The organism is Microbacterium sp. P03 (assembly GCF_043556235.1).
GTDB lineage: Bacteria > Actinomycetota > Actinomycetes > Actinomycetales > Microbacteriaceae > Microbacterium.
Genome location: NZ_JBIGIM010000006.1, coordinates 26,040 through 51,554 on the forward strand (window position 1 = coordinate 26,040; position 25,515 = coordinate 51,554).

The window sequence follows — 25,515 nt, forward strand, 5'->3', positions numbered from 1 at the left end:
GCCTAGAGGCGCTCAGCCACGTACTCGGTCAGGTCAACGAGTCGGTTCGAGTAGCCCCACTCGTTGTCGTACCACGCCGACACCTTCACGAGGTTGCCGCTGACGTTGGTCAGCTCCGAGTCGAAGACGGACGAGTGCGGGTTGAGCTGGATGTCGCTGGACACGATCGGGTCGGCGGTGTACTCGAGGTATCCGGCGAGACGTCCCTCGGCAGCGGCCGTCTTGTACGCCGCGTTGATCTTCTCGACCGTCAGTCCCTCGGTGGGGGTGACGATCGTGAGGTCGACGATCGAGCCGGTGGGGACGGGCACGCGGTAGGACGACCCGCTGAGCTTGCCCTGCAGTTCGGGGATGACCAGGCCGATGGCCTTCGCCGCGCCGGTCGAGGCCGGGACGATATTGATGGCAGCGGCACGGGCGCGCCGCAGATCGCTGTGCGGACCGTCCTGGAGGTTCTGGTCGGCCGTGTACGCGTGGGCGGTCATCATGAATCCGCGCTCGATGCCGAACTCGTCGTTGAACACCTTCGCGAGCGGCGCGAGGCAGTTCGTCGTGCACGACGCGTTCGAGATGATGACGTCGGTCTCGGGGTTGTAGGTCTCTTCGTTCACGCCCATGACGATCGTGGCGTCGTCACCGGTCGCGGGGGCCGAGATGAGGACCTTCTTGGCACCGCCCGCGATGTGCTTCCTGGCGTCTTCCGCTTTCGTGAAGCGACCCGTCGACTCGATGACGATGTCGGCTCCGAGTTCGCCCCAGGGCAGGTTCGCGGGGTCGCGCTCCGCGAACACCTTGATCTTGTGACCGCCGACGGTGATCGAGTCCTCGTCGTAGGAGACCTCTTCAGACAGCGGGCCGCCGACCGAGTCGTACTTGAGCAGGTGCGCGAGGGTCTTGTTGTCGGTGAGGTCGTTCACCGCCACGATCTCGAGATCTGCACCCTGCGCGAGCGCGGCTCGCAGGTAGTTGCGTCCGATGCGGCCGAAGCCGTTGATTCCGATCTTGACAGCCACGGAAATTCTCCTGATGTGTCGAGCGCTCGCGCGCAGTTATAGCGATTCAGACCTCGGACAGCGGTGTCCCGGCAGGAGGCCCCACCGGGACACCCGCACCGTTTATGACAGTACCAGGAGACCTGCAGTCTTCTCACGGGCGGCATCGAGGCGTTGCGCCACATTTTGCCAGTTCGCAATGTTCCAGACGGCCTTGACGTAGTCGGCCTTCACATTGAGGTAATCGAGGTAGAAGGCGTGCTCCCACATGTCGAGCTGGAACACCGGGATCGTGCCCTGCGCGGTGTTGCTCTGCTGGTCGAAGAGCTGCTGGATGATGAGCTGCTCGCCGATCGTGTCCCAGCTCAGAACAGCCCACCCGGAGCCCTGGATGCCGGTCGCCGCCGCGGTGAAGTGAGCCTGGAACTTGTCGAACGACCCGAAGAACTCGTCGATCGCCGCCGACAGCTCGCCTTCGGGCCGGCCGCCGCCGTCCGGTGAGAGGTTCGTCCAGAAGATGGAGTGGTTGACGTGCCCGCCGAGGTTGAAGGCGAGGTCCTTCTCGAGCTTGTTGATGTTGCCCAGTTCGCCCTTGTCGCGGGCCTCGGCCATCTGCTCGAGGGCCGTGTTGGCGGCGGTGACGTACGCCTGGTGGTGCTTGTCGTGGTGCAGCTGCATGATCTTGCCGCTGATGTGCGGCTCGAGCGCTGCGTAGTCGTACGGGAGGTCGGGCAGTGTGTACTTCGCCATGTTCTCTTCTTCCAGTCGGCGCTGCGTGGAGAACCCCGACGCAGCGAGGGTGACGTCTTCATCCTAATGAGCGGCAACGCGCGACGCAGTGGGTTGCTTCCCACCGGCAGGCGGGTATATCGCGAGCTTCGGCGAGAGTCCCTGAGAGGGATGCGGTCAGTCTTCCGCGCCGACGGGAACGGCCGACTCGGTGTCGGGGATGCCGTCCTGTTCGGCCTTCTTGTCCGCCATCGCGAGGAGGCGACGGATGCGCCCGGCGACGGCGTCCTTCGTCAGCGGGGGGTCGGCGTGGTGGCCGAGCTCGTCGAGGCTGGCATCGCGGTGCGCCAGACGCAGGTCCCCGGCCTCCTTCAGGTGATCGGGGACGTCGTCGCCGAGGATCTCCAGCGCGCGCTCCACGCGGGCGCACGCCGCGACGGCCGCCTGGGCCGAACGGCGCAGGTTCGCATCGTCGAAGTTCACGAGGCGGTTGACGCCCGCGCGCACTTCGCGGCGCTGACGCAGCTGATCCCACTCGGCGGCTGTGCGCTTCGCGCCCATCTCGGCCAGGGTGGCCCGAATGGCCTCACCGTCGCGCACGACGACCCGCGGCATCCCGCGCACCTCTCGAGCCTTGGCGGGAATGCCCAGTCGGTGCGCCGCGCCGACGAGCGCCATGGCGGCTTCCCCCGACGGGCAGGCGATCTCGAGCGCTGCCGATCGACCCGGCTCGCTGAGCGAACCCGACGCCAGGAATGCGCCGCGCCAGAGCGCCGCGAGGTCTCCGCGCGACCCGGTCGTGAGCTTGTTCGGCAGGCCGCGCACGGGACGGCGGCGCTGATCGAGCAGGCCCGTCTGGCGGGCCAGCGTCTCGCCGCCCTCGATCACGCGGACGGCGTAGTGACTTCCGGTGCGGCCACCTGAGCCCTGCACGTGCACGAGCTCGGGGCGGACGCCGTAGATCTCCATGAGATCGCGGGCGACCCGCCGGGCGAGAAGATCGGAGTCGAGCTCAGCCTCCACGGCGACGCGGTTCGCGATCGAGTGCAGACCGCCGGAGAAGCGCAGCAAGCAGGTCAGCTCGGCGACGCGGGCACTGGGCCGCGGGTCGCGTACGGAGATCAGCTCGGCTTTCACATCGGCGGTCAGCGGCACGGTAATCCTCGAAATCTCTTCGTGTCGGCGCACCGCGTCGGGAACGAAGCGGGGCGGGGAACGAGGGTCCAGCCTACTCGCGGCCGAGGTCCCGGTGTGTGACGCGAACCGCGACGCCGGGCAGCGCGGCCAGCCGCGACGCCAGTTCGAGGGCGACGACGACGGATCGGTGCTTGCCCCCGGTGCAGCCCACGGCGACGACCGAGTGCCGCTTGTTCTCGCGCTGGTAACCGGCCAGGACAGGCGTGAGCGCCGCCACATAGGCGTCGACGAATTCCTGCGCGCCTTCCTGCGCGAGCACGAAATCGCGCACCGGCTCGTCCTGCCCGTTCAGGGCCCGCAGCTCTTCGCTCCAGAAGGGGTTCGGGAGGAACCGCATGTCGGCCACGAGATCCGCGTCGGGCGGGAGCCCGTACTTGAAGCCGAAGCTCATGAGCGTGAGGGTGTGCCGCGCGGAACCCTCCGCGGAGAAGAGACCGATCACCTGCGTCGACAGCTGATGGATGTTGAAGCTCGACGTGTCGAGGATGACGTCGGCGCTCTCGCGCACGGCCGCGAGCCGTGCCCGCTCCCGACGGATGCCGTCGAGGATCGTGCCCTCCCCCTGGAGGGGATGGGGACGCCTCACCGCCTCGAAACGACGCACGAGCACTTCGTCGGAGGCATCCAGGAACATGACGCGGAGCTGACGGTTGTCGCGCAGGGCGTGCGTGATCGCCGGGAGGTCGGCGAACAGCTCGCGGCCGCGCACGTCTACGACCACGGCGACACGGGGCAGGGCGCCCCCGGCGAGTTCCGTCAGCTCCAGCAGCGGCTTGAGCATCTGCGGCGGGAGGTTGTCGACCACGTACCACCCGAGGTCCTCGAGCGCGTTCGCGGCCGTCGACCTGCCCGCTCCCGACATGCCGGTCACGATCAGCACCTCGCCCGGCTCCTGCCGCGCCGCGTCCGTCATGACCACCCCCGGTTGTCTCGTCCCAGCCTACCCAGTCGTGAGATGCGCATGAATCGATTCGGCCAGCTTCGGACCGATGCCGGGCAGCTGGGCGATCTCGTCCGGCGTGGCCTCTTTGAGCGCGGTCACCGAGCCGAAGTGGCGCAGCAGTGCCTTGATACGTGCCGCGCCCAGGCCCGGCACCTCCTCCAGCACGCTGGAGATGTCCCGTCGCCGGCGTTTGCGCTGGTGGGTGATGGCGAAGCGATGCGCTTCGTCGCGCAGACGCTGCAGGAGGTAGAGCGCCTCGCTCGTGCGCGGCAGGATCACCGGGAAGTCCTCGCCCGGCAGCCACACCTCCTCCAGACGCTTGGCGATGCCGCAGAGGGCGATCTCGGAGTGGCCGGCATCCGCGAGGGCACGAGCGGCGGCCTCCACTTGGGGCTTGCCGCCGTCCACGACCAGCAGCTGCGGGCGGTAGGCGAAACGCGGGCGCTTGCGGGACGTCACCACCGGAGCTTCCTCCCCGTCGCCCGCGTCCGTGGGGTCCGACTCCCCCGACCCGGAGGACGAGGGAGCGGGCACACCGGAGAGCGGGTCGTCCTGCTCATCCGGGCGGTCCACGTAGGCCAGGCGACGTGTGAGCACCTGGTGAATGGAGTCGGTGTCGTCGGTGGTCTCAGGAATGGTGAACGAGCGGTACTGATCCTTGCGCGGCAGCCCGTCCTCGAACACGACCATCGAGGCCACGACGTTCGTCCCGCCCAGGTGCGACACGTCGTAGCACTCGATGCGCAGCGGCGCCTCCTCCAGGCCCAGCGCCTGCTGCAGATCCGTGAGTGCCTGCGACCGGGCAACGTAATCACTCGTCCGCCGTGTCTTGTGCAGCATGAGGGCCTGCTGGGCGTTGAGCGTCGCGGTCTTCATCAGCTCGGCCTTGCGACCCCGTTGAGCGATCTGGATCGTCACCGGTCGCTCGCGACGGTCGCGCAGCCACTGCTCGAGGTCGGCCGCGTCTTCGGGCAGGGACGGCACCAGCACCTGCCGCGGAATGTCCTCGGGGCGCGCATCGCCGTACGTGCGCTGCAGCACCTGGTCGACGAGGTCGGCACCCGAGATGTCGAGCTCCTTCTCGATGGTGGTCGCGCGCACACCGCGCACCCTGCCCCCGCGGATCACGAAGTGCTGCACCGTGGCCGCCAGCTCGTCTTCGGCGATACCGAAGAGGTCGGCATCCGTGTCTTCCGAGAGCACCAGCGCGCTGCGCTTGAGGACGGCGTCGATCGCCTGCAGCCTGTCTCGGTACAGCGCTGCGGCTTCATAGTCCATGGCGGCGGATGCTTCGCGCATGCGTGCCGTCAGGGCCTTGGTGAACCGTTGATCGCCGCCCGACATGAATGCCACGAAGTCGTCGACGATCGCGCGGTGCTCCTCGATCGTGACCTTCATCGAGCACGGGCCGCCGCAGCGACCGATCTGCCCGGGAAAGCAGGGCCGTCCGGTCTGCATCGCCTTCTTGTACGACGCGTCGCTGCACGTGCGGATCGGGAACACCTTGATGAGCAGGTCGATCGTGTCGTGGACCGCCCAGACCTTCGGGTAGGGCCCGAAGTACTTCGCTCCGGGGATGCGTCGATTGCGGGTGACGATCACCCGCGGCGCCTCGTCGCCGAGGGTGATGCCCATGAACGGATAGGACTTGTCGTCGCGGTAGCGCACGTTGAACGGCGGATCGAACTCCTTGATCCACATGTACTCGAGCTGGAGCGAATCGACGTCGCTGGGAACGACGGTCCACTCCACCGACGCCGCGGTCGTGACCATGCGACGGGTGCGCTCGTGCAGCGACCGCAGCGGAGCGAAGTAGTTCGACAGCCGCGCCCGCAGGTTCTTCGCCTTGCCCACGTAGAGCACGCGGCCGTCGGCGTCACGGAAGCGGTACACGCCCGGGTTGGTCGGGATCTCACCGGGCTTCGGGCGGTAGGAGAGCTGCGACACCCGCTGAGACGGTGCCACGGTCAGCCCGCCTTGCGGGCCACCCGAGCATCGCCCAGCACTTCGGCCAGGAACGCACCGGTGTAGCTGCCCTCGACGCGCGCAAGGTGCTCGGGTGTGCCGACCGCCAGGATCTCTCCCCCGCCGGCGCCGCCCTCGGGTCCGAGGTCGATGAGCCAGTCCGCGGATTTGATCACGTCGAGGTTGTGCTCGATGACGATCACCGTGTTGCCCTTGTCGACCAGACCGTTGAGCACTTCCAGCAGGCGCGCGACGTCCTCGAAGTGGAGGCCGGTCGTCGGCTCGTCGAGCACGTAGATGCTCCGCCCGTTGCTGCGACGCTGCAGTTCGGTGGCCAGCTTCACCCGCTGCGCCTCACCACCGGACAGCGTCGTCGCGGACTGCCCGAGCCGGACGTACCCGAGCCCGACATCGACGAGGGTCTTGAGGTAGCGGTGGATCGCCTGGATCGGCTCGAAGAACGCCGCAGCCTCCTCGATCGGCATCTCGAGGACCTCGGCGATGTTCTTGCCCTTGTAGTGCACGGCGAGCGTGTCCCGGTTGTAGCGCTTGCCGTGGCAGACCTCGCAGTCGACGTACACGTCGGGCAGGAAGTTCATCTCGATCTTGATCGTGCCGTCACCCGAGCACGCTTCGCAGCGACCGCCCTTCACGTTGAAGCTGAAGCGCCCGGGCTGGTAGCCGCGCACCTTGGCCTCGGGCGTTTCGCTGAAGAGGGTGCGGATGCGGTCGAACACCCCCGTGTAGGTGGCGGGGTTCGACCGCGGCGTGCGACCGATCGGCCCTTGATCGACGTGCACGACCTTGTCGAGTTCGTCGGTGCCGGTGACGCGGGTGTGCTTGCCGGGCACGCGACGGGCGCCGTTGAGCCGGCCCGCCAGCACTTCGTACAGGATGTCGTTCACCAGAGAGGACTTGCCCGAGCCGCTGACGCCGGTGACGGCCGTGAGGACGCCCAGGGGGAAATCGACCGAGACGTTCCGGAGGTTGTTCTCGCGGGCACCGACGACCGAGATCTTGCGGGTCTTGTCGATGCGGCGTCGCTTCTTCGGCGTCGGGATCTCGCGTCGACCCGTGAGGTAATCGGCCGTGATGGACTCGCGCTCGGTGAGGAGCGATGCGAGCGGCCCGGAGTGCACGACGTTGCCGCCGTTCACTCCCGCGCGAGGTCCGATGTCGACGACCCAATCCGATGCGTGGATCGTCTCTTCGTCGTGCTCGACGACGATGAGCGTGTTGCCGAGGTCGCGCAGGGTCAGCAGCGTCTCGATCAGTCTGCGGTTGTCGCGCTGGTGCAATCCGATGGACGGTTCGTCCAAGACGTAAAGCACCCCGGTGAGCCCGGAGCCGATCTGCGTCGCCAGGCGGATCCGCTGCGCCTCGCCGCCCGAGAGCGAGCCGGCGGAGCGAGAGAGGTTGAGGTAGTTGAGACCGACCTGGATGAGGAAGTCCAATCGCAGCCGGATCTCGCGAAGCACCTGCGCGGCGATCTTCGCCTCGCGGGGAGTCAACTCCAGGTCGGCGAAGAAGGCCTGCGCGTCCGAGAGGCTCAGGCGCGAGGCATCCGCGATCGAGTGCCCGTGCACCTGAACGGCCAGCACCTCCGGCTTGAGTCGGTCGCCGTTGCAGACCGCGCACGGCACCTCACGCAGATACTCCGACCAGCGCTGCCGCTGATTGTCGGACTCGGCTTGCGCGTACTGGCGCTCGATGTACGGCACCACGCCCTCGAACCCGGAGGCGTAGCGCATCTCGCGGCCGTAGCGGTTCTTCCATTTGACCGTGACCTTGTAGTCCTCGCCGCGCAGCACCGCCTCCTGCACGTCGACACGCAGATCGCGCCAGGGCGTGTCCAGCGAGAAGTTCAGGTCGCGCGCGAGTCCCTCGAGCAGGCGCTCGTAGTACTGGAACAGGCCCTTTCCCTGTGTGGTCCAGGGGATGAGCACGCCGTCGCGGATCGAGAGCTCGTCATCGGCGAGCATCAGATCGACGTCGACCGACATCCGGGTTCCGAGTCCCGAGCACGTCGGGCACGCGCCGAACGGCGCATTGAAGGAGAAGGTCCGTGGCTCGATCTCGGTCAGCTGCAGCGGGTGTCCGTTCGGGCAGGCGAGCTTCTCGGAGAAGTTCTGCCACGCGGCATCGCCCTCTTCGTCGACGAAGTTGATCTGCATGATGCCGTCAGCCAGGCCGAGCGCGGTCTCGACGGAGTCCGTGATGCGGCTCAGGATGTCAGGACTCGCGACGAGCCGGTCCACCACGACGGCGATGTCGTGCTTGTAGCTCTTCTTGAGCGTCGGAGGCTCCGCCAGCTGGATGAGCTCGCCGTCGACCACTGCTCGGGCATACCCCTTCGCGCCGAGCTCGCGGAAGAGGTCGACGAACTCGCCCTTCTTCTGCGTCACCACCGGCGCGACGATCTGGTACCGGGTCTTCTCGGGCAGTTCGATGAGCTGGTCGGCGATCTGCTGCACCGTCTGGCGCTGGATGACCTCGCCGCAGACCGGGCAGTGCGGCACGCCGATGCGTGCCCACAGGAGACGCATGTAGTCGTGGATCTCGGTGATCGTGCCCACCGTAGAACGCGGATTGCGGTTGGTCGACTTCTGGTCGATGCTGACCGCAGGGCTCAGCCCTTCGATGAAATCCACATCGGGGCGATCGACCTGACCGAGGAATTGGCGGGCGTACGCGCTCAAGGACTCGACGTACCGCCGCTGCCCTTCGGCGAAGATCGTGTCGAACGCGAGGCTCGACTTACCGGACCCCGACAGACCCGTGAAGACGACGAGGGAATCGCGCGGGATGTCGAGATCGATGTTCTTGAGATTGTGCACGCGGGCACCACGAACACTGAGTTTTCCGGGCGCGGCGACAGGAACGATGGGCACCGGTCAAGTCTAGGCGGGGCCTCCGACACCGGGCACGGGCTTCGCTGGTGGCGGACGTCGCCGGCTTCCGGGCGTGTCGGGGAGACGGCCGGGAACACGGATGCCGCGGGGCTGAGCCCCGCGGCATCCGTCGTTCATCGGGTGTGCGTCACCAGACGATCAGCGGCAGCCAGAAGCTCGTCGACGTCTTCACCGTGTCGCTGCCGACGAACTGCGCCGACAGTTTGTGCAGGCCGCGGGCGAGCGACGGAAGGGTGACCGTGACCCGGCCGTTGTCGGTCTCGGTCAGCGTCGCTGTGGCGATGACCTTCGAGCCGTCGAGGATGTTCACGGTGCCCGTGGGCACGACGCCGCCGGCGAGGACGATCGCCGTGTAGGCGACGGCCGAGCCCTTCTTGGCGATGATCTTGCTGGGCCAGCCGAACGTGGTCGACTTCACCGGCTCGACGACCTGGATCGGGACCTCGAACGATGTCCCCGTGGCCGTCGTGATCGTGAGCGGCACCGTGCCGCTCACTCCGGCCGGAACGGTGACGGACAGCGTCGCCCGACCGGCCTCGTCGGTCACGGCCACCAGGCTGCGGTCGACGGCGGCCGAACCCACGGCGATGCCGCCGATCGCCACATCGACCGTGGCCGCGGGGGTCTCGGTCGTCGTGAAGTCGAGCGACGACAGGGTCAGATCGATCGTCGATCCCGTCGTGTAGCCGCTTGCGCCCGGCGCGGAGAGCGTCACACCGATCGAACGCTGAGCGAGATCGGGCGTGGCGGTCTTGTTCGCGGCGAACCAGTCGACCATCCCCTGCAGATCGATCTGACCGGTGTCCGCCTTGCTCGTCCCCTGCGCCAGCACGGTGAAGTTGTCTCCGCCCGCGGCGAGGAATGAGTTGACGACAACGGTGTAGGCGGCCGACGGGTCGAGCGCGGCACCTGCGAGCGCGAGGTTCTGCACGCGGGAGCCCGCTGCCGCGGTGTAATCGACCGTGTAGGTCAGGTCCTTCGACACGCCGAGCTTGAGGAACGGGCGCGACGCACCGGCCGGCTGCCACTGCTGCTCGAGCACCTGGCGGATCTGGTCACCGGTGAGCGACATCGTCACGAGAGTGTTCGCGAAGGGCTGCACGGCGGCGGCCTCGGCGAACGTCACATTCCCGGCGGGATCGGTGTCGGAGGTGCCCGCGTACTTGATGTCCTGACGGAGTCCGCCCGGGTTCATGAAAGCGATCTGGGTGCCCGGAACCTGTCGCTGCGTGGCCCACAGCTGCACGTCGGCGACGAAGTTCCCGAGCGTCGATTCCGCTCCGCGCGCTTCTCCGATGCCCGTCGGGGTCTGCGCGGTCACGGGCACGGGCTGCAGCGCTCTGTTGAAGTCGGCCGTGATGTCACCGACCTTCTTCGAGCCTTCGACCTTGGCGTAGGCGACCGATTCGGCCACTGCTCCGGCGATGGCCGCATCGGGGGCGTAGTTCGCGACGTACGGTGACGCGGTGGTGCCGGCGCCGCTGTACATCGAATACGTCGTGTTCACCATCGACAGGATCTGCTTCGAATCGGGATCGACTTCGATCGCCATGTCGCTGAACTTCTCGCCGTACTGACCCGACGAGATGACCGGTCGGTCGTCGATGACGAAGTTGTAGGCGAGATGCGTGTGCCCTGAGACGATCGCGTCGACGTTGTCGTCCACACCGTTCACGATCTTGCCGAAGGGCGTGGCGGGGTCGGTCGCCGACTCCACGGTCGGCTGCGAGGCGCCCTCATGCACCAGGAGCACGACGACGTCGGCCTCGCCGTTGTCGGGGTTCCCGTCGCTCAGCTCGTCCGCGACCCGGTTGACGTTCTCGGTGACGTCACGGACTTCGAGGTCGGCGATGCCGGCCGGGCTCACGAGGGAGGGAAGCTCATTGGTGACCGCACCGACGAACCCGACCGTGACACCGTCGAACGTCGTGGTCCAGTACTCCGGAAGCGCCGGCGTGTCGGTACCCTTCAGGAAGACGTTCGAGGCCAGGTACTCCCAATCGGCGAGGCCCTGGACGCGATCGCGCAGGTCGGCCCAGCCCTTGTCGAACTCGTGGTTGCCGACCGAACTCACATCCAGCCCGGCGGCGTTCAGCGTGTCGATGGTCGGCTTGTCCTGCTGGATGAAGGACGTGAAGGTCGACGCGCCGATCATGTCGCCGGCTGCGGCGAACACCGTGTTCGGGTTCTTGGCGCGGATCTGGTCCACGGCCGTCGCGAGCGCGGCGATGCCACCGGCGGGGGCGGCCGCTTCGATGCGTCCGTGGAAGTCGTTGACGGTGACGAGGTTGATGGCGACCGGGTCGGCGGCCTGCGCGGCCGGAGCCGTCAGCAGCGCTGCACCGACGGCGGCGACGGTGAGCCCGGCGCCGACGGCGAGACGACGCCGGGTGCGGGAGGGACGGGAGTGGTCGTGGGGAGACCGAGAGCGCATGTGTGCTTCCTCTTGCTGTGCCGATGGGGACGGAGCACGGCCGCGCACCGGTCGAGATCCGCGCGGAGCCGTGATCACTCGAGCGTATGTTTCGGCTGGGAGGATGCCTATGAAAGTGAGAGAGAGTTCACGCAAGCGTAAAGAACGGCGGCCGCATCAGTGACGCGACGCCGCAGGTCCGGAGAAGGGCGCCAGCCCGTCGCGCAGCGCCGTGAGCTGGGCGGCATCCATTCCCGTCTTCACCATGATCTGCCCGGGCACGGCGAGCGCTTCTCGTCGCAGCTCGCGCCCCTCGCTCGTCAGAGCGATATCGAGGACCCGCTCGTCGGTGATCCGGCGGGTGCGGGTGAGCCTGCCTTGAGTCTCGAGTCGCTTGACCAGCGGAGAGAGCGTGGCGGGCTCCATCGCCAGCTCGTCCGCCAGCTCCCCGAGCGAGCGCGGCGAGCTCTCCCACAGTGCGAGCATCACGAGGTACTGCGGGTGGGTGAGGCCGAGAGGCTCCAGCACGGGCCGGTACAGCGAGACCACGTTGCGCGCCGCTGTGACGATCGCGAAGCACACCTGGTTGTCGAGCCTGAGCAGGTCGTCCGTCGTCGTCGCCATCGCGTCCCTCCTCGACATCAGTTAGTACACTAATGATCATGACACGAATGGATGCCGAGCCCGGCGATCGACCCACTCTTCGCGAGCGGGCGAAGGCCGCGGGCGGGTGGTACGCATGGTTCAACACCAGGCTCATCCGCGTGGCCGGTCCGGCCGCGGTCGGACCCTATGACACCGTCCCGGAGCCGGAGCGCTCGGAGCGACCCTGCCCTCTCTGCGGCTCGGCGATGTCTCTCCACTCGTTCGATCGGAGCGGGCCCAAACCACTCATGCACTGCCCGTGACCGAACCCTCGCCGCACGCCTGACCGCCGCGGCGTCGAGCGCTTGCGCCTGCGTGTGATTCCGCTCCGAGCACGGCCCCGCCCGCAACGCCCCTCGCCGGACGTCACAGGCCTCAGGCGTGACCCGCGCGCTCCATCGCCCGCAACTCCTTCTTCAGATCCTGCACCTCGTCACGCAGGCGTGCGGCCAACTCGAACTTGAGCTCTCCCGCCGCCGCCAGCATCTGACCGCTCAGGTCGCCGATGGTCGCTTCCAGCTGATTGGCCCCGTCGGCGGCGATACCCTCCCGACGCAGCCGAGGAGTGGGCGACTTGCCCTTGCCCGTCGACCCGGTGCGGCCGCCGCGCGATGCGAGCATCGCCGCAGTGTCGGCCCCCTCACGCGCGAGGGCTTCCGTGATGTCGGCGATCTTCTTACGCAGGGGTTGCGGGTCGACGCCGTGCTCGAGGTTGTAGGCGATCTGCTTGTCTCGACGACGGTCGGTCTCTTCGATCGCTTTGCGCATCGAGTCCGTCATGTTATCGGCGTACATGTGCACCTCGCCCGACACGTTGCGCGCCGCGCGCCCGATGGTCTGGATCAGCGAGGTGCCGCTGCGCAGGAACCCTTCTTTATCCGCATCGAGGATCGCGACGAGGGAGACCTCCGGGAGGTCGAGGCCTTCGCGCAGCAGGTTGATGCCGACCAGGACGTCGTAGACCCCTGCGCGCAGTTCGGTGAGCAGCTCGACACGCCGAAGGGTGTCGACGTCCGAGTGCAGATAACGCACCCGCACGCCGTGCTCGCCGAGGAAGTCCGTCAGCTCTTCTGCCATCTTCTTCGTCAGGGTCGTGACGAGAACGCGCTCATCCCGACCCACCCGGACGCGGATCTGCTCGAGCAGATCGTCGATCTGGCCTTTGGAGGGCTTGACGATGATCTGCGGATCGATCAGCCCGGTCGGGCGGATGATCTGCTCGACCACGCCGTCGGCGATGCCCATCTCGTAACGGCCCGGTGTGGCCGAGAGGTAGACGGTCTGTCCGACCCGGTTCTTGAACTCATCCCACCGCAGCGGCCGATTGTCCATCGCGCTCGGCAGACGGAACCCGTGCTCGACGAGCGTGCGCTTGCGCGAGGCGTCACCCTCGTACATGGCACCGATCTGCGGGACCGTCGCGTGCGATTCGTCGATCACGACGAGGAAGTCGTCGGGGAAGAAGTCCAGGAGGCAGTGCGGCGCTTCGCCGGCCGCACGCCCGTCGAGGTGCCGGGAGTAGTTCTCGATGCCCGAGCAGAAGCCCAGCTGCTGCAGCATCTCGAGATCGAACGTCGTGCGCATCCGCAGGCGTTGCGCCTCGAGCAGCTTGTTCTGCGACTCGAGCTCCTTCAGACGGGACTCGAGCTCGGTCTCGATCGTTCCGATCGCCCGCTGAACCGTGTCGGTGCCGGCGACGTAGTGCGAGGCCGGGAAGATCGGCACGGCCTCCATCTTCTGCACCACGTCGCCCGTCAGCGGGTGCAGCATGTACAGCGCTTCGATCTCATCGCCGAACAGCTCGATGCGGATCGCGTACTCCTCGTACACCGGGATGATCTCGATCGTGTCGCCGCGCACGCGGAAGTTGCCGCGCGAGAAGTCGACGTCGTTGCGGTTGTACTGCATCGAGATGAACTTGCGGATGAGCGCGTCGCGATCGTAGCGCTCCCCCACCTGCAGAGCCACCATCGCCCGCAGATACTCCTCGGGGGCGCCCAGCCCGTAGATGCACGACACGGTGGAGACGACGACGACGTCGCGCCGCGACAGCAGCGAGTTCGTCGTCGAATGCCGCAGACGCTCGACCTCGGCATTCACCGACGAGTCCTTCTCGATGAAGGTGTCGGTCTGCGGGACGTACGCCTCGGGCTGGTAGTAGTCGTAGTAGGAGACGAAGTACTCCACGGCATTGTTCGGCATCAACTCGCGGAATTCGTTCGCCAACTGGGCCGCGAGCGTCTTGTTGTGCGCGAGGACGAGCGTCGGACGCTGGACCTGCTCGATGAGCCAGGCGGTCGTCGCCGATTTGCCGGTACCGGTCGCTCCGAGCAGGACGACGTCGGTCTCGCCGGCGTTGATCCTCCCGGCGAGCTCCCGGATGGCTTGCGGCTGGTCACCGGAGGGGACGTAGTCGCTGACGACCTCGAACGGTCGGACGGAACGAGTAGCCTGCATCATTCCAGCGTAGGCGGGGGTTCCGACATCGCGGCCGGGGTTCGCCCAGCGCTGATCTCGCGGGTGTTCACACCGATTCGTCCTCGCCGGATTCGAAGTCGCCGGTGGCGAAGTCGTCCCAGTCGCCGTCGTCGGGAACCGCCGGCCACGAACGCCGTCGAGGTTCGTGCGGTGCCATGCGCGATCCCTCCGCCGGTGGTGCTCACGTCATGCGTCCGACGCTACGCCCGGCGTGTGAACAGGCCGTGTCGGAGGCATATCCCCCCGATGTCGGCCCGCGTGTCGAGGCGGATCAGTCGGCTGCCCGGGCGGCGACGCGCTCGGGAAGCTCCTGCCAGAGCGCATCGACCTGCGCGTACGTGTCGGAGAGGGCACCTGCCGTGTCGATCACGACGTCGGCGAAGGCCAGGCGCTCCTCGTCGGAGATCTGCGCGTCGATGCGGGCCGCCGCGTCGGCTTCCGACATACCCCGCACCTGGATCAGTCTCCGCTGCCGCACATCGCGCGGTGCATGCGCCACGATGACGAGCTGCCACGGGTCATACGCGCGCGCCTCGACCAGCAGCGGCACGTCGTAGACCACGATGTTCGCGGGATCGGAGGTGAGCGCGTCGTCGAAACGCCGCTGCGACTCGATGCGGACGGCCGGGTGGACGATGGCGTTCAGAGCGGCGACCTTCGCCGGATCGGCGAACACGGTTGCACCCAGCGCCGCGCGATCGAGCGAGCCGTCGGGACGCAGCATCCCGTTCCCGAACTCCGCCGCGATCGCCGCGAGCACCGGCGAGCCCGGCTGCTGCACGTCGCGCACGATCGCGTCCGCGTCGACGATCACGGCGCCGAGTTCGGCCAGACGTGCGGCGATGGTCGACTTGCCGGACGCGATGCCTCCGGTGAGGGCGATGAGGGGCATGCATCGAGGATGCCACGGCGCGGTGCCGCCTCATCGACGGCGCTGGGCGCTTCCTCAGCATTCGCTCAGGTCGCGATCCTCGGGACGGCATGAGCGGGCACTGAGGTCGCACTGAGGGGCTCGTCGTAGCGTCAGGAGTGGCAGACGATTTCGGGCACCCCCGGACAGTCGCGCACACTCCCCGACCGTGTCGGGGACGGGGCGCCGTGACCCGAACACGGCGCCCCACCTCCCGGTCGAGGCGAACGCGTCGCCCGGCGGCAGAGGAGGCGGCGATGAGCAGCGGAGAATTTCCGCATGCCCGGTGAAGCGTTCACCGCTGCGTTCTGGGATATCCTGACCGAGGTCACCGACCCTCCGCTGGCGGAGAGTCGCGACCAGGGGGGTTATCCAGTGGACGAAGCGCGCGTCGCGGTCGTCGTCGAGGACGAAGCGGACATCCGCTCGCTGCTCGCCGACGTGCTCGAGCAGGCGGGTTTCGTGGTGCACACGGCGTCGAACGGACTCGACGGCATCGAGCTGGTGCGCACCGTGAATCCGATCGTCACCACGCTCGACGTCAACATGCCCGGGATCGATGGGTTCGCGACCGCCAAGCGCATCCGCGCCACGAGCAACACGTACATCGTGATGCTGACGGCGCGCACCGAGGAGATCGACGCACTGCAGGGTCTGGAATCCGGCGCCGACGACTACATGACCAAGCCTTTCCGGCCGCGCGAGCTGCGCGCGCGCATCGAAGCGATGCTGCGACGCCCGCGCGTGCACACCGCGGCCATCGACGCCCCCGCCCAGGCGGCCGCCGCTACGACGCCGAACGACCGCGAGACCGCGCACGACGACGGAGCCGGATGGCTCGGCCACAACGGCCTGCGGATCCACCCCGAGATGCGGGTCGCGGCGCTGGGCGACGACACCCTCGAGCTGACCCGCAGCGAATTCGACATCCTCGTCGAGCTTCTCCAGGCGGGCCGCCGTGTCCGCAGCAAGGGCGAGCTCGCCCTGATGCTGCGCGGCGAGCGCTACACAGGCACCGAGTTCCTCAGTGACAGCGACGCTCGGGCGATCGAAGTGCACATGGCCAACATCCGCCGCAAGCTCGGAGAATCGCCGCAGAACCCGCGGTGGATCGAGACGGTCCGCGGCGTGGGCTACCGCCTCACCGCGCAGTGACGGCGGGCCTCACCGCCTCGTCCAGTCCTCCACACCGCCGACGACGACCGATGCGTCGGCCTGGTCGGCTGCGCGACGAGCGGCGATCCGGGCGACGCGGCTGAGATCCTCGACGTCGTAGCCGGATGTGCTCGTGAGCGCCAGACCGACGCCGACGATGGGGATGATCCCGCCCGTCACCGTTCCCAGCCGCTCGAAGAGGCCCGCATAGATCAGGGTCGCGTGGCGTTTGGCATCGCTGCCGGACTCCTCCAGCATGCCCAGGAGCAGACCGCCCGATCCGTCCTCGCCGATGATCGCGTCCGACGGCGCCAGGAGCCGGACAGCTTCGCGCCACTGCGCCAGCAGCGCCCGCACGGTCTCGCTGCCGAATGCCGACGAGATCTGCTCCAGGTCCTCCAGGCGCACGGAGACGACGGCGCCCAGCTCGTGCCGACGCTGCGAGCGGGAGAGCACGTCGCCGACGATGCGCGTGAACAGAGGCAGAGACAGGATGCCGTCGCCGCGAGCACCCTTCCCCTCCGACAGCGTGGAGTTCCTCAGCTGCGCGCGCCCCGCGCGCAGCACCGACGTCACCACGAGCGCCACGATCGTCAGCGTGATCGTCACGAAACTCGTGCTGACCGTCGAGAACCACCGCTGGAAGACATCGCTGTCGGGGCCGGATGTCAGGAACACCGCCGAGCGCGCGACGTAGAAGACCGACTGGATGACGAAGACGACGGTGAGCGCCCTCGCCGTGCGCGTCCGCCCCAGGTCGCCGCGAAGGGTCTCGACCGCCCCCAGTGCGGCGAAGACCGCGAGAACGGCGAACATCCAGAGCGCTCCGGCCCAGGCGCCTCCGTCGGAACCCTCCAGCACCGCGACGCCGGCGGCGACCACCGCGCAGACCGACACCGCGGCCGCAGAAGTGATCATGGCGTGACCGTTGTACCGTCGGCATCCGAGCCACATGCAGCCGGTGGTCGCCACGAACGCCGCGTTGCCGATCCCGACCATCCACCAGGCGGAGGGCACATAGGCCCACGCGAGGTAGCAGACGGTGGTCAGCATGCCCGCGAGGAAGGCCAGCGCCCAGATGCGACCCGCGCCTTCATCGCGACGGATGAGTGTCTCGACGACGAAGGCGGCGCCGCTCACCAGGACGACGAGGGCGGTCATGACCGATACGGACTGGGGGTCGAGCATCAGAGGACCCCTTCGTCCGTCGACGCGGCGTCCTCTTCGTCCCGCGGAGGGACCCGCGGCGCCGGGGCCGCTGCGGCGCGGGTGGAGGGCAGACGCACCACGAAGGTCGACCCGATCTGCGGATAGCTGCGCACGGTGATGTCGCCGCCGTGCGCGCGCACGATGTCGCGGCTGATCGCCAGCCCGAGACCTGTCCCCCGCACGCCGGAGCTGCGGATGGATTCCGCGCGATAGAAGCGCTCGAACAGTCCGGCGGCCTCTTCCTCGGTCATCCCGATGCCGGTGTCGCGGACGAGGATCCATGTGGAGTCGCCGTCCACCGTGCATCCGATCGTCACGACACCCCCGTCACGGTTGTACTTGATGCCGTTGCTGATGAGGTTGTCGATGACCTGTCGCAGGCGCTGGGCATCCGCGTACGCGTGCGCGGGCTCGAGCCCGGTGAGGTCGAACGACACGTTCCGCTCGTCCGCGCGCAGCTGGAGCGACTCGGCGGCGGCTCGCAGCACATCGGCGATGTCGATGTCATCGGGCGTGATCGTGAGTTCGACGGACGACTGCGAGGCGCTGGATGCCGCGAGGATGTCGGCGACGATGCCCAGGAGCCGTTCGGCGTTGCGTTCGGCGATCTCCAGCTTGGCCCGGGCGCTCTCGGGTATGCGGTCGTCGTCGATGACGAGATCGATGTAGCCGAGGATGGCCGTCAGGGGCGTGCGCAGCTCGTGGGAGACCGACGCGACGAGCTCGTCCCTGGCGCGCAGCGCGTTCAATTCGCCGGTGAGGTCGCGGGAGATCAGGACGGCCCCGGCTTCGCCGCCGTTCTCATCCTTCAGACGCCGTGCCGAAACGCTCATCGCACGCGAATCGGCACCGGGCTCGCCGAACCACACGATCTGCCCGTCGAAGGCCTCACCTCGCAGGGCGCGTTCGAGAGGAAGTCCACCCGCCGGGACGGGGGTGACGCCGTCCTGCCGGAACGCGGGGCTGCCGCCCTCGCTCGCCTGCGGAAGTGTCTGCTGCAGTCGGTCGTGCGCTTCGTTGGCCATCGAGATGGAGCCGTCCTTCTCGATGCGGATGACGCCGAAGTCGACCGCGTCGAGAACCTCGGTCACGATCTGCTCCTGCCGCCGTGTGCGCTCGAGGGCGTGTCCGAGCAGCCTCGCCTGCTTGTCGAGGAGCATCCGCTGCGCGGCGGCCCGACGCGCGGTGAGGAAGCTGGAGCCGCTGACGGCCACGATGACGGGGACGAGCAGGTAGGTCGAGAAGTCGGGCTCATGATCCTGCGTGAGGGCGATCGTCGAGATGTAGATGCCGACGATGAGCACGAGCCCGCCGACCAGGCCCACGACGCCGAAGCTGGCCGGAAGCCAGATCGCGGGAAAGATCCACAGCAGCCCGAGTCCGGTGTCGGGACTGGCCAGCTCCATCATGGTGATCGCCACGATGTCCAGCACCGGCACCGCCGCGAGCAGCGGCAGCGGCAACCGGTTCCAGGGGATGACGATCGTCGCGCCGGTGATGAGGAAGACCAGCACGACCGCTGCGTAGAAAAGGGCGGCATCCCCGGGAAAGGGTGTGGTGGCGACGAGGATCGACATCACCACGACAGCCGCTCCGAAGAGGAGCTGATTCAGGCTCGCCGTCCGCTCGCGGGTGCGGTCCAGCACCGCTTCGACCGCGCGCTCGGGCTGGTCACCGGCGCGCATGCCGGCGACACCGGGGAATGCCATGAACCGACGTTATCGCGTCGCTCCACCGTCAGCCATCAGGCACACGCGGGGCCGGGCGCCCGCAGCCGCTGCGGGCAGGTCAGAAGCCGAAGTCACCACCGAAGTCGCCGAATCCGGCGTCGGTCGCACCGCCGTCCGCCCAGCCTCCGTCCGAAGCGCCGCTGTCGGGCGCGGCGCCGCCGTCGGACGCGGTCCCGGCATCCGACGTGCTCTCCGACCCGTCGGCTCCGCCACCCTCGGCGAAGGAGGGAGCGAAGAACGTGCTCACGAGCGCGGAGCCGATCACATAACCCGCGACCGTGCCCAGGATGGACGACCCCACCATCGAGCCGAAACCGGGCCCGGAGCGCGCCGCGCCCGACCCCCCGAACGAACGCTCCATGAACCCCGGGTTCATCGTCTCGGCCCGGGTTGCCGCGCGGGCGAGGGCGGCCGGGTCGTCGGAGCGCGGCCGCTCCGTGGGTGGCAGGCCTGCCGAGAGGTCGGCCAGCACCTGCCGCCGCTGGTCGTCGGTCAGCCGCGCGAACGCCTCCGCATGCACCTGCTCGATGGTTTCCGGCGGTGCGGTGCGCAAGAGATAGCGATAACGCTCGATCGCGATGTCGTCCTCGGAGCGCGGTGGCCCTCCGGGTGCGCCCTGGCCGGGCGCAGCCTGCCGCGCGGTGTCGTCGTTGCCGACCAGCCGGTCCCAGAAACCCATCATGTCCTCCGTGGAGTGTGCGGATCGCTTCACGCTACGGTCGATCCCTCGGAGGTTCCTGAGGACGCGGCATCCGCGGTCCGGATATGCAAGAAGGCCGGAACCCGAGGGTTCCGGCCTTCTCGATGATTCTCGACGTCAGTCGATCATCGCGTGTCTACCTGTGGATCAGCGACCCGAGAGCTTCTCGCGGAGCGCCGCGAGAGCCGCGTCGTCGGCGAGCGTACCGCCGCCGTTGCTGTCGGTCGAGAACGACGACGATGCACTCGAGGTCTCGGTCGGGGCGTTCGCCTCGGCCTCAGCGGCCTTAGCGACAGCGGCCTTGTGAGCCTCCCAGCGACCCTGGGCAGCGGCGTACTCCTGCTCCCACTTCTCGCGGGCCTCGTCCGAGCCTTCCTTCCAGGCATTGGTCTCGACGTCGAAGCCCTCGGGGTACTTGTACTCGCCGTTGTCGTCGTACTCGGTGACCATGCCGTACAGCGCCGGGTCGAACTCGGTGCCGTTGGGGTCGACCAGCTCGTTGGCCTGCTTGAGCGACAGCGAGATGCGACGACGCTCGAGGTCGATGTCGATGATCTTCACGAAGACCTCTTCACCGACGGAAACGACCTGCTCTGCGAGCTCGACATGCTTGCCGGAGAGCTCGGAGATGTGGACGAGGCCCTCGATGCCGTCCGCGACGCGCACGAACGCGCCGAACGGAACGAGCTTGGTGACCTTGCCCGGCGCGACCTGCCCGATGGCGTGCGTGCGGGCGAAGACCTGCCACGGGTCCTCCTGCGTCGCCTTGAGCGACAGCGAGACGCGCTCGCGGTCGAGGTCGACCTCGAGGATCTCGACGGTGACCTCCTGGCCCACCTCGACGACCTCCGACGCGTGCTCGATGTGCTTCCACGAGAGCTCGGAGACGTGCACAAGGCCGTCCACGCCGCCCAGGTCGACGAACGCACCGAAGTTGACGATCGACGAGACCGTGCCCTTGCGGACCTGGCCCTTGTGCAGGTTGTTGAGGAACGTGGTGCGCGACTCGGACTGGGTCTGCTCGAGGAGGGCGCGACGCGAGAGCACGACGTTGTTGCGGTTCTTGTCGAGCTCGAGGATCTTCGCCTCGATCTCCTGGCCGAGGTACGGCGTGAGGTCGCGGACCCGGCGCAGCTCGATGAGCGACGCGGGCAGGAAGCCGCGGAGGCCGATGTCGACGATCAGACCGCCCTTGACGACCTCGATGACCGAACCGGTGACCACACCGTCGTTCTCCTTGATCTTCTCGACGTCGCCCCAGGCACGCTCGTACTGCGCGCGCTTCTTGGACAGGATCAGACGGCCTTCCTTGTCCTCCTTCTGGAGGACGAGGGCCTCGACGGCGTCGCCGACCTTGACGACCTCGTTGGGGTCGACGTCGTGCTTGATCGAAAGCTCACGCGAGGGGATGACGCCCTCGGTCTTGTAGCCGACGTCGAGGAGGACCTCGTCGCGGTCGATCTTCACGACGGTGCCTTCGATGAGGTCTCCGTCGTTGAAGAACTTCAGTGTCTTCTCGACCGCGGCCAGGAAGTCCTCAGCAGATCCGATGTCATTGATGGCGACCTGCTTGGTGGCCGGGGCGGTTGCGATAGTCATGTAGTGGGTTGTCCTTGTAGGGGTGGGGTGTCGGGCTTCGACACGATGCTGCCGGCGTCCGCAGCCCGCAGGCGAACGGATGCCTCGGATCGAAGCAGTTGGATTGGTTGTGCGATGTCGCGAGCGCATGACGAGCGAGTCACGCGAATGACATTCAAGGGTAACAGAGAACGGTCGGCGCGCGCCGGGCCTAGGGTCGCGGCATGGACACCATCGACCCGGGGACGTATCGACATTTCAAGGGCGGGCTCTACGACGTGATCGGCACCGCCCGTCACAGCGAGACCGAAGAGGTGCATGTCGTGTACCGCCCCCGCGACGACCCGGCCTCGCTGTGGATCCGTCCGGCGACGATGTGGGTCGAGACCGTCGAGCACGAGGGTCATCTCGGCCCGCGGTTCACCAGGATCGAGTGAGTCGTCGACGACGACGCTATGCCCCCGCGACGGCCTCGACGATCGGCACGTCGCCGGAGTTGAACCGGATGCTGCGCCCCACCGTGGACTCGTCTACCAGAACCGCGGCGACCACCGCGGCGACGTCCGCACGACCGACGCTCTCGGACTCGGCGGCCTCGACGTCGATACGGCCGGTGGGCGGGTCGAGGGTCAGCGCACTGGGCTGGAGGATCGTCCACGCGAGGTCGGTCGCGCTCAGATGCGCGTCCGCAGCGCTCTTCGCCTCGGCGTAGGCGAAGAAGGAGTCGTCTTCGGGCACACCGTGGTCGGGACCTGCGCCGAAGTACGACACCATCACGTACCGGTCGACTCCGGCGGCCGAAGCGGCGTCCATCGAGCGGATCGCGGCATCGCGGTCGACCGCCCACGTGCGCTCGGCGCTGCCGCCGCCCGCGCCGGCCGTCCACACGATCGCGTCCTGACCCGCGACGAGGTCGGTCAGCCCCGGCACGTCCAGCTTCTCGACATCGGCCACCACCGGCTCCGCGCCGGCCGCCAAGACGTCTTCGCTGTGGTCGGGATTCCGGATCACGGCGGAGACCTGGTCTCCTCGAGCGGAGAGGAGAGGGGCGAGCAGCAGAGCGACCTTGCCGTGACCGCCGACGAGCATGATGCGTGACATGATGACTCCTTCGTAGGGGTGTGCCTGATCCAGCGTAGGCGGGCAGGATCGGCGGTGGGCCGGCGCTACGGGCGGAGGAGCACCTTCGTCGCGCGGCGCTCGTCCATCGCCGCATACGCTTCGGCGGCCTCGCTGAGCGGCAGATCGAGGTCGAACACGAGCCCTGGCGTGATGGCTCCGGATCGTACGTCCGGGAGCAGCTCCTCGATGTAGCCGCGTACCGGTGCGACCCCGCCGTTCACGCCCACATTGCTGCCGAACATCTGGCGCACCGGCAGCTCCGGACCGCCGTTGGGCACGCCGACGTAGCCGACCATGCCCCCGGGGCGGGTGGACCTCAGCGCCTGGTCCATCGACTCCTTAGTGCCGACGCACTCGAGCACCCGATCGGCGCCGATTCCGCCCGTCAGCTCGCGCACGCGTTCGATGCCGTCCGTGCCGCGCTCCTCGACGATGTGCGTCGCCCCGAAGCGACGGGCGAGCTCTTGACGCTGGGGATGCCGTGACATCGCGATGATCGTCGTGGCACCGAGCCTCTTGGCGGCGATGATCGCGCACAGGCCCACGGCGCCGTCTCCCACGACGGCCACGGCGTCGCCGGGGCCGACGCCCGCCGAGACCGCCGCGTGGTGACCCGTGCCCATGACGTCGCTCAGGGTCAGCAGTCCGGGGATCTCCTCGTCGGCCACCGGTCCGGGCACGACGGCCAGTGTGCCGTCGGCGAGAGGCACGCGTACGCGTTCACCCTGGCCGCCGTCGGCGAAGCCTCCGACCTGGTCGTCGCTGCCCCACCAGCCGCCGGCGAGGCAAGACGTGCTCACGCCGTTGCGGCAGTTGGCGCACGTTCCGTCGCAGACGTAGAAGGGCGCGATGACGAAGTCGCCGGGCGCGACCGCGCGCACGTCGGGACCGACCGCTTCGACGACTCCCACGAACTCGTGCCCGATCCGGTGGGGATGATCGGTCGGGACCACCCCGCGGTAGGGCCAGAGGTCCGAACCGCACACGCACGCGGCCACCACCCGCACGATGGCATCGCCGCCGGTGGACAGCACCGGGTCGGGCACTTCTTCGACACGGATGTCGCGGGGGGCATGGATGAGGGTTGCAAGCATGTCACGAGCCTATTGCGCGGCGACGGACCCGGCCACGAGAAGGCCGGCGGATCCCCGGGTGTCCTCGGGCCCCGCGCGGCATCCTCCGCGCTGCTCGTAGGGTGGGCGCATGAGCGACTTCAACGAGCAGATCATCGCCGAGTTCCGCGCACATCACGGTCGCGTCACCACCGCAGGCTTCGGCGACAGCCTCATCCTCCTCCACCACACCGGCGCGAAATCGGGCACGGTGCGTGTCAGCCCGCTGATGGGGATCCCCGCAGACGGCGGCTGGCTCATCGCCGCGTCCAAGGCCGGCGCGCCCGACGAACCCGCCTGGGCGCACAACCTCCGCGCACACCCGCAGGTCACCGTCGAGACGGGAGACGGGGAACACCCCGCCACCGCCCGGGAGCTCACCGGCGCCGACCGCGACGCCGCGTGGGCGCGCTTCGTGGCCGCGTCGCCGGGCTTCGCGGAATACGAGAAGAGGACGACCAGGACGATCGCGGTCTTCTCGCTGGCGCTCACGGACGACTGATCGCGCTTTCGGCTGCAGGGCCTGGTGCCCGACGTCGTCAGCGGGCCGCGGCAGCCTCGGCGCACGGTACGCAGCGCGCGGCCGACGGTCGCACCCGCAGACGCTCGATCGGGATCTCGAGACCGCAGTCGACGCAGACCCCGTAGGTGCCCGCGGCCACGCGCGCCGCAGCATCCTGCAGTTCCGCGAGCTCCCTCTCGGAGGCAGCCCGAAGGCCTTCCGCCCGCGACCATTCGACCGCCAGCGTGGGGCCTTCCGGATCATGCTCGTCGTCGGTGGAGGTGTCCCCCTTCGCGGTTCTGATCTCGACGAGCTGCGCTTCGGTCGTCCCGAGCTCGGCCAGCAGCGCCTCCCGCCGCCGACGGAGGAGAACCGCGGATTCGGCGCGGAACCCTTCGTCGTCGGCGCGAGGCATGCCGTCAGTTCAGAGCGCGGGTGGACGCGGGGATGACGCCGTCGGCGTAGAGGTCCGTCGCAAGGTCCTGCAGGGCCGTCAGAGCCACGCGCTGCGTCATCGGCCCGTACGAGATGCGCGCGACTCCGAGCGCCTCGTATTCGGCCGCGGTGAGCGCGCCGGGAAGACCGATCACGCTGATCTTGCGCTCGCCGATGCCCTCGACCAGCTGCCGGGTGACATCCGCGTCGAGGACGCCCGGGACGAAGACGAGGCTGGCACCCGCGTCGAGGAAGGCTCGGCCGCGCTCGATCGCGTCGGCGATCGATTCGGCGACGGGGCGATCCCCGCCACGGACGAACGCGTCGGTTCGGGCGTTGAGGACGAAGGGGATGCCCTCGGACTCGCCTGCCTTAATGACGGCCGCCACCCGCGCGGCGGATTCCGCCAGCGGGCGGAGGCGGTCCTCGATGTTGGCTCCCACGATGCCGACGCCGATCGCGCGGCGTACGGTCTCGGCCGGATCCTCGTACCCGTCGTCGAGGTCGGACGACACCGGGAGCTCGGTCGCCTCGACGATGCGGGAGATCATCCCGAGTGAGACGTCCAGGGGAATGGTGCCGTCCGGGTAGCCGTATGACGCGGCGATCGAGTGGCCGGCGGTGGCGAGCGCCTTCGTCTGGGGAAGTTCGGCGACGGCCTTGGCTGAGATGACATCCCAGACGTTCACGACACGGAGGATCTCGGGGGCGGCGTGAAGGGCCGACAGGGACTGGGCTTTCTCGAGGGGGCTTGTCATGGCTTCGACGCTACCGTCCCCCCGCCGGAC

The 25,515-nt window shown here is 68.2% G+C and carries 21 protein-coding genes; 3 read left to right on the top strand and 18 right to left on the bottom strand.

Translation table 11 applies throughout. The features are described from left to right. Nucleotides 1-2: 2 nt before the first annotated feature. From gap to coaE, 10 genes are all read right to left on the bottom strand, one after another. Nucleotides 3-1,013, bottom strand: a complete 1,011-nt coding sequence (gap, locus tag ACFXOO_RS14415; RefSeq protein WP_378840049.1) for a type I glyceraldehyde-3-phosphate dehydrogenase — start codon at nucleotides 1,011-1,013, stop codon at nucleotides 3-5. A 102-nt stretch (nucleotides 1,014-1,115) separates the two neighbouring features. After that, entirely contained in the window at nucleotides 1,116-1,742 is a 627-nt protein-coding gene (locus ACFXOO_RS14420; protein WP_378840052.1) for a superoxide dismutase, read from the bottom strand. 156 nt (nucleotides 1,743-1,898) lie between these two features. Further along, on the bottom strand, nucleotides 1,899-2,876 hold the full coding sequence (gene whiA / locus ACFXOO_RS14425) for a DNA-binding protein WhiA (RefSeq protein ID WP_378840055.1): 978 nt from the start codon (nucleotides 2,874-2,876) through the stop codon (nucleotides 1,899-1,901). A 73-nt stretch (nucleotides 2,877-2,949) separates the two neighbouring features. Then, nucleotides 2,950-3,831 carry an RNase adapter RapZ gene (gene rapZ / locus ACFXOO_RS14430; protein ID WP_378840058.1) on the bottom strand — a complete coding sequence of 294 codons (882 nt, stop codon included), beginning with the start codon at nucleotides 3,829-3,831 and terminating at the stop codon, nucleotides 2,950-2,952. Nucleotides 3,832-3,858: 27 nt separating this feature from the next. Next, complete coding sequence (uvrC, locus tag ACFXOO_RS14435; protein ID WP_378840060.1) at nucleotides 3,859-5,826, bottom strand: excinuclease ABC subunit UvrC; 1,968 nt, start codon at nucleotides 5,824-5,826, stop codon at nucleotides 3,859-3,861. 2 nt (nucleotides 5,827-5,828) lie between these two features. After that, on the bottom strand, nucleotides 5,829-8,717 hold the full coding sequence (uvrA, locus tag ACFXOO_RS14440) for an excinuclease ABC subunit UvrA (RefSeq protein ID WP_378840062.1): 2,889 nt from the start codon (nucleotides 8,715-8,717) through the stop codon (nucleotides 5,829-5,831). Between the two features lie 148 nt (nucleotides 8,718-8,865). After that, nucleotides 8,866-11,172: a 5'-nucleotidase C-terminal domain-containing protein gene (locus ACFXOO_RS14445; protein ID WP_394563936.1), complete on the bottom strand. Its 2,307-nt coding sequence runs from the start codon at nucleotides 11,170-11,172 to the stop codon at nucleotides 8,866-8,868. 156 nt (nucleotides 11,173-11,328) lie between these two features. Continuing rightward, nucleotides 11,329-11,775, bottom strand: coding sequence for a MarR family winged helix-turn-helix transcriptional regulator (locus ACFXOO_RS14450; RefSeq protein ID WP_394563937.1), 447 nt, complete (start codon nucleotides 11,773-11,775; stop codon nucleotides 11,329-11,331). A gap of 396 nt (nucleotides 11,776-12,171) precedes the next feature. Further along, nucleotides 12,172-14,253: an excinuclease ABC subunit UvrB gene (gene uvrB / locus ACFXOO_RS14455; protein WP_378840069.1), complete on the bottom strand. Its 2,082-nt coding sequence runs from the start codon at nucleotides 14,251-14,253 to the stop codon at nucleotides 12,172-12,174. A gap of 292 nt (nucleotides 14,254-14,545) precedes the next feature. Further along, complete coding sequence (gene coaE / locus ACFXOO_RS14460) at nucleotides 14,546-15,166, bottom strand: dephospho-CoA kinase (protein ID WP_394563938.1); 621 nt, start codon at nucleotides 15,164-15,166, stop codon at nucleotides 14,546-14,548. Nucleotides 15,167-15,463: 297 nt separating this feature from the next. Here coaE and ACFXOO_RS14465 point away from each other — a divergent pair, with 297 nt between their 5' ends. Continuing rightward, a complete protein-coding gene (locus tag ACFXOO_RS14465) occupies nucleotides 15,464-16,339 on the top strand; it encodes a response regulator transcription factor (protein ID WP_378840074.1) in 876 nt (291 codons plus the stop codon). A gap of 9 nt (nucleotides 16,340-16,348) precedes the next feature. Here ACFXOO_RS14465 and ACFXOO_RS14470 read toward each other — a convergent pair whose 3' ends face one another. From ACFXOO_RS14470 to rpsA, 4 genes are all read right to left on the bottom strand, one after another. Then, complete coding sequence (locus ACFXOO_RS14470; RefSeq protein ID WP_378840076.1) at nucleotides 16,349-17,527, bottom strand: hypothetical protein; 1,179 nt, start codon at nucleotides 17,525-17,527, stop codon at nucleotides 16,349-16,351. After that, nucleotides 17,527-19,257: a sensor histidine kinase gene (locus ACFXOO_RS14475; protein WP_394563939.1), complete on the bottom strand. Its 1,731-nt coding sequence runs from the start codon at nucleotides 19,255-19,257 to the stop codon at nucleotides 17,527-17,529. Before ACFXOO_RS14475 ends, ACFXOO_RS14470 begins: the two co-directional genes overlap by 1 nt. 79 nt (nucleotides 19,258-19,336) lie before the next feature. Further along, nucleotides 19,337-19,990, bottom strand: coding sequence for a hypothetical protein (locus ACFXOO_RS14480; RefSeq protein WP_394563940.1), 654 nt, complete (start codon nucleotides 19,988-19,990; stop codon nucleotides 19,337-19,339). Between the two features lie 135 nt (nucleotides 19,991-20,125). Then, a complete protein-coding gene (rpsA, locus tag ACFXOO_RS14485; protein ID WP_394563941.1) occupies nucleotides 20,126-21,577 on the bottom strand; it encodes a 30S ribosomal protein S1 in 1,452 nt (483 codons plus the stop codon). A gap of 203 nt (nucleotides 21,578-21,780) precedes the next feature. Between rpsA and ACFXOO_RS14490 the strand changes: the two genes are divergently transcribed. Next, nucleotides 21,781-21,993 (top strand): DUF1653 domain-containing protein, encoded by a 213-nt coding sequence (locus tag ACFXOO_RS14490; RefSeq protein WP_394563942.1) that lies wholly within the window; start codon nucleotides 21,781-21,783, stop codon nucleotides 21,991-21,993. Between the two features lie 16 nt (nucleotides 21,994-22,009). On the opposite strand, the gene ACFXOO_RS14495 is transcribed toward ACFXOO_RS14490, so the two are convergent. Further along, nucleotides 22,010-22,657 carry an NAD(P)H-binding protein gene (locus ACFXOO_RS14495; RefSeq protein WP_378850150.1) on the bottom strand — a complete coding sequence of 216 codons (648 nt, stop codon included), beginning with the start codon at nucleotides 22,655-22,657 and terminating at the stop codon, nucleotides 22,010-22,012. A 65-nt stretch (nucleotides 22,658-22,722) separates the two neighbouring features. After that, a complete protein-coding gene (locus ACFXOO_RS14500) occupies nucleotides 22,723-23,772 on the bottom strand; it encodes a zinc-dependent alcohol dehydrogenase family protein (protein ID WP_378840093.1) in 1,050 nt (349 codons plus the stop codon). Nucleotides 23,773-23,881: 109 nt separating this feature from the next. On the opposite strand from ACFXOO_RS14500, the gene ACFXOO_RS14505 reads away from it, so the two are divergent. After that, the gene (locus ACFXOO_RS14505) at nucleotides 23,882-24,292 is read left to right on the top strand and encodes a nitroreductase/quinone reductase family protein (RefSeq protein WP_394563943.1); all 411 of its coding nucleotides are present in this window, start codon (nucleotides 23,882-23,884) and stop codon (nucleotides 24,290-24,292) included. Nucleotides 24,293-24,329: 37 nt separating this feature from the next. Here the strand turns inward: ACFXOO_RS14505 and ACFXOO_RS14510 are convergent, their stop codons facing one another. Continuing rightward, nucleotides 24,330-24,707, bottom strand: coding sequence for a TraR/DksA family transcriptional regulator (locus ACFXOO_RS14510; RefSeq protein ID WP_378840098.1), 378 nt, complete (start codon nucleotides 24,705-24,707; stop codon nucleotides 24,330-24,332). A gap of 4 nt (nucleotides 24,708-24,711) precedes the next feature. After that, nucleotides 24,712-25,485, bottom strand: coding sequence for an isocitrate lyase/phosphoenolpyruvate mutase family protein (locus tag ACFXOO_RS14515; protein ID WP_394563944.1), 774 nt, complete (start codon nucleotides 25,483-25,485; stop codon nucleotides 24,712-24,714). Nucleotides 25,486-25,515: the final 30 nt, after the last annotated feature.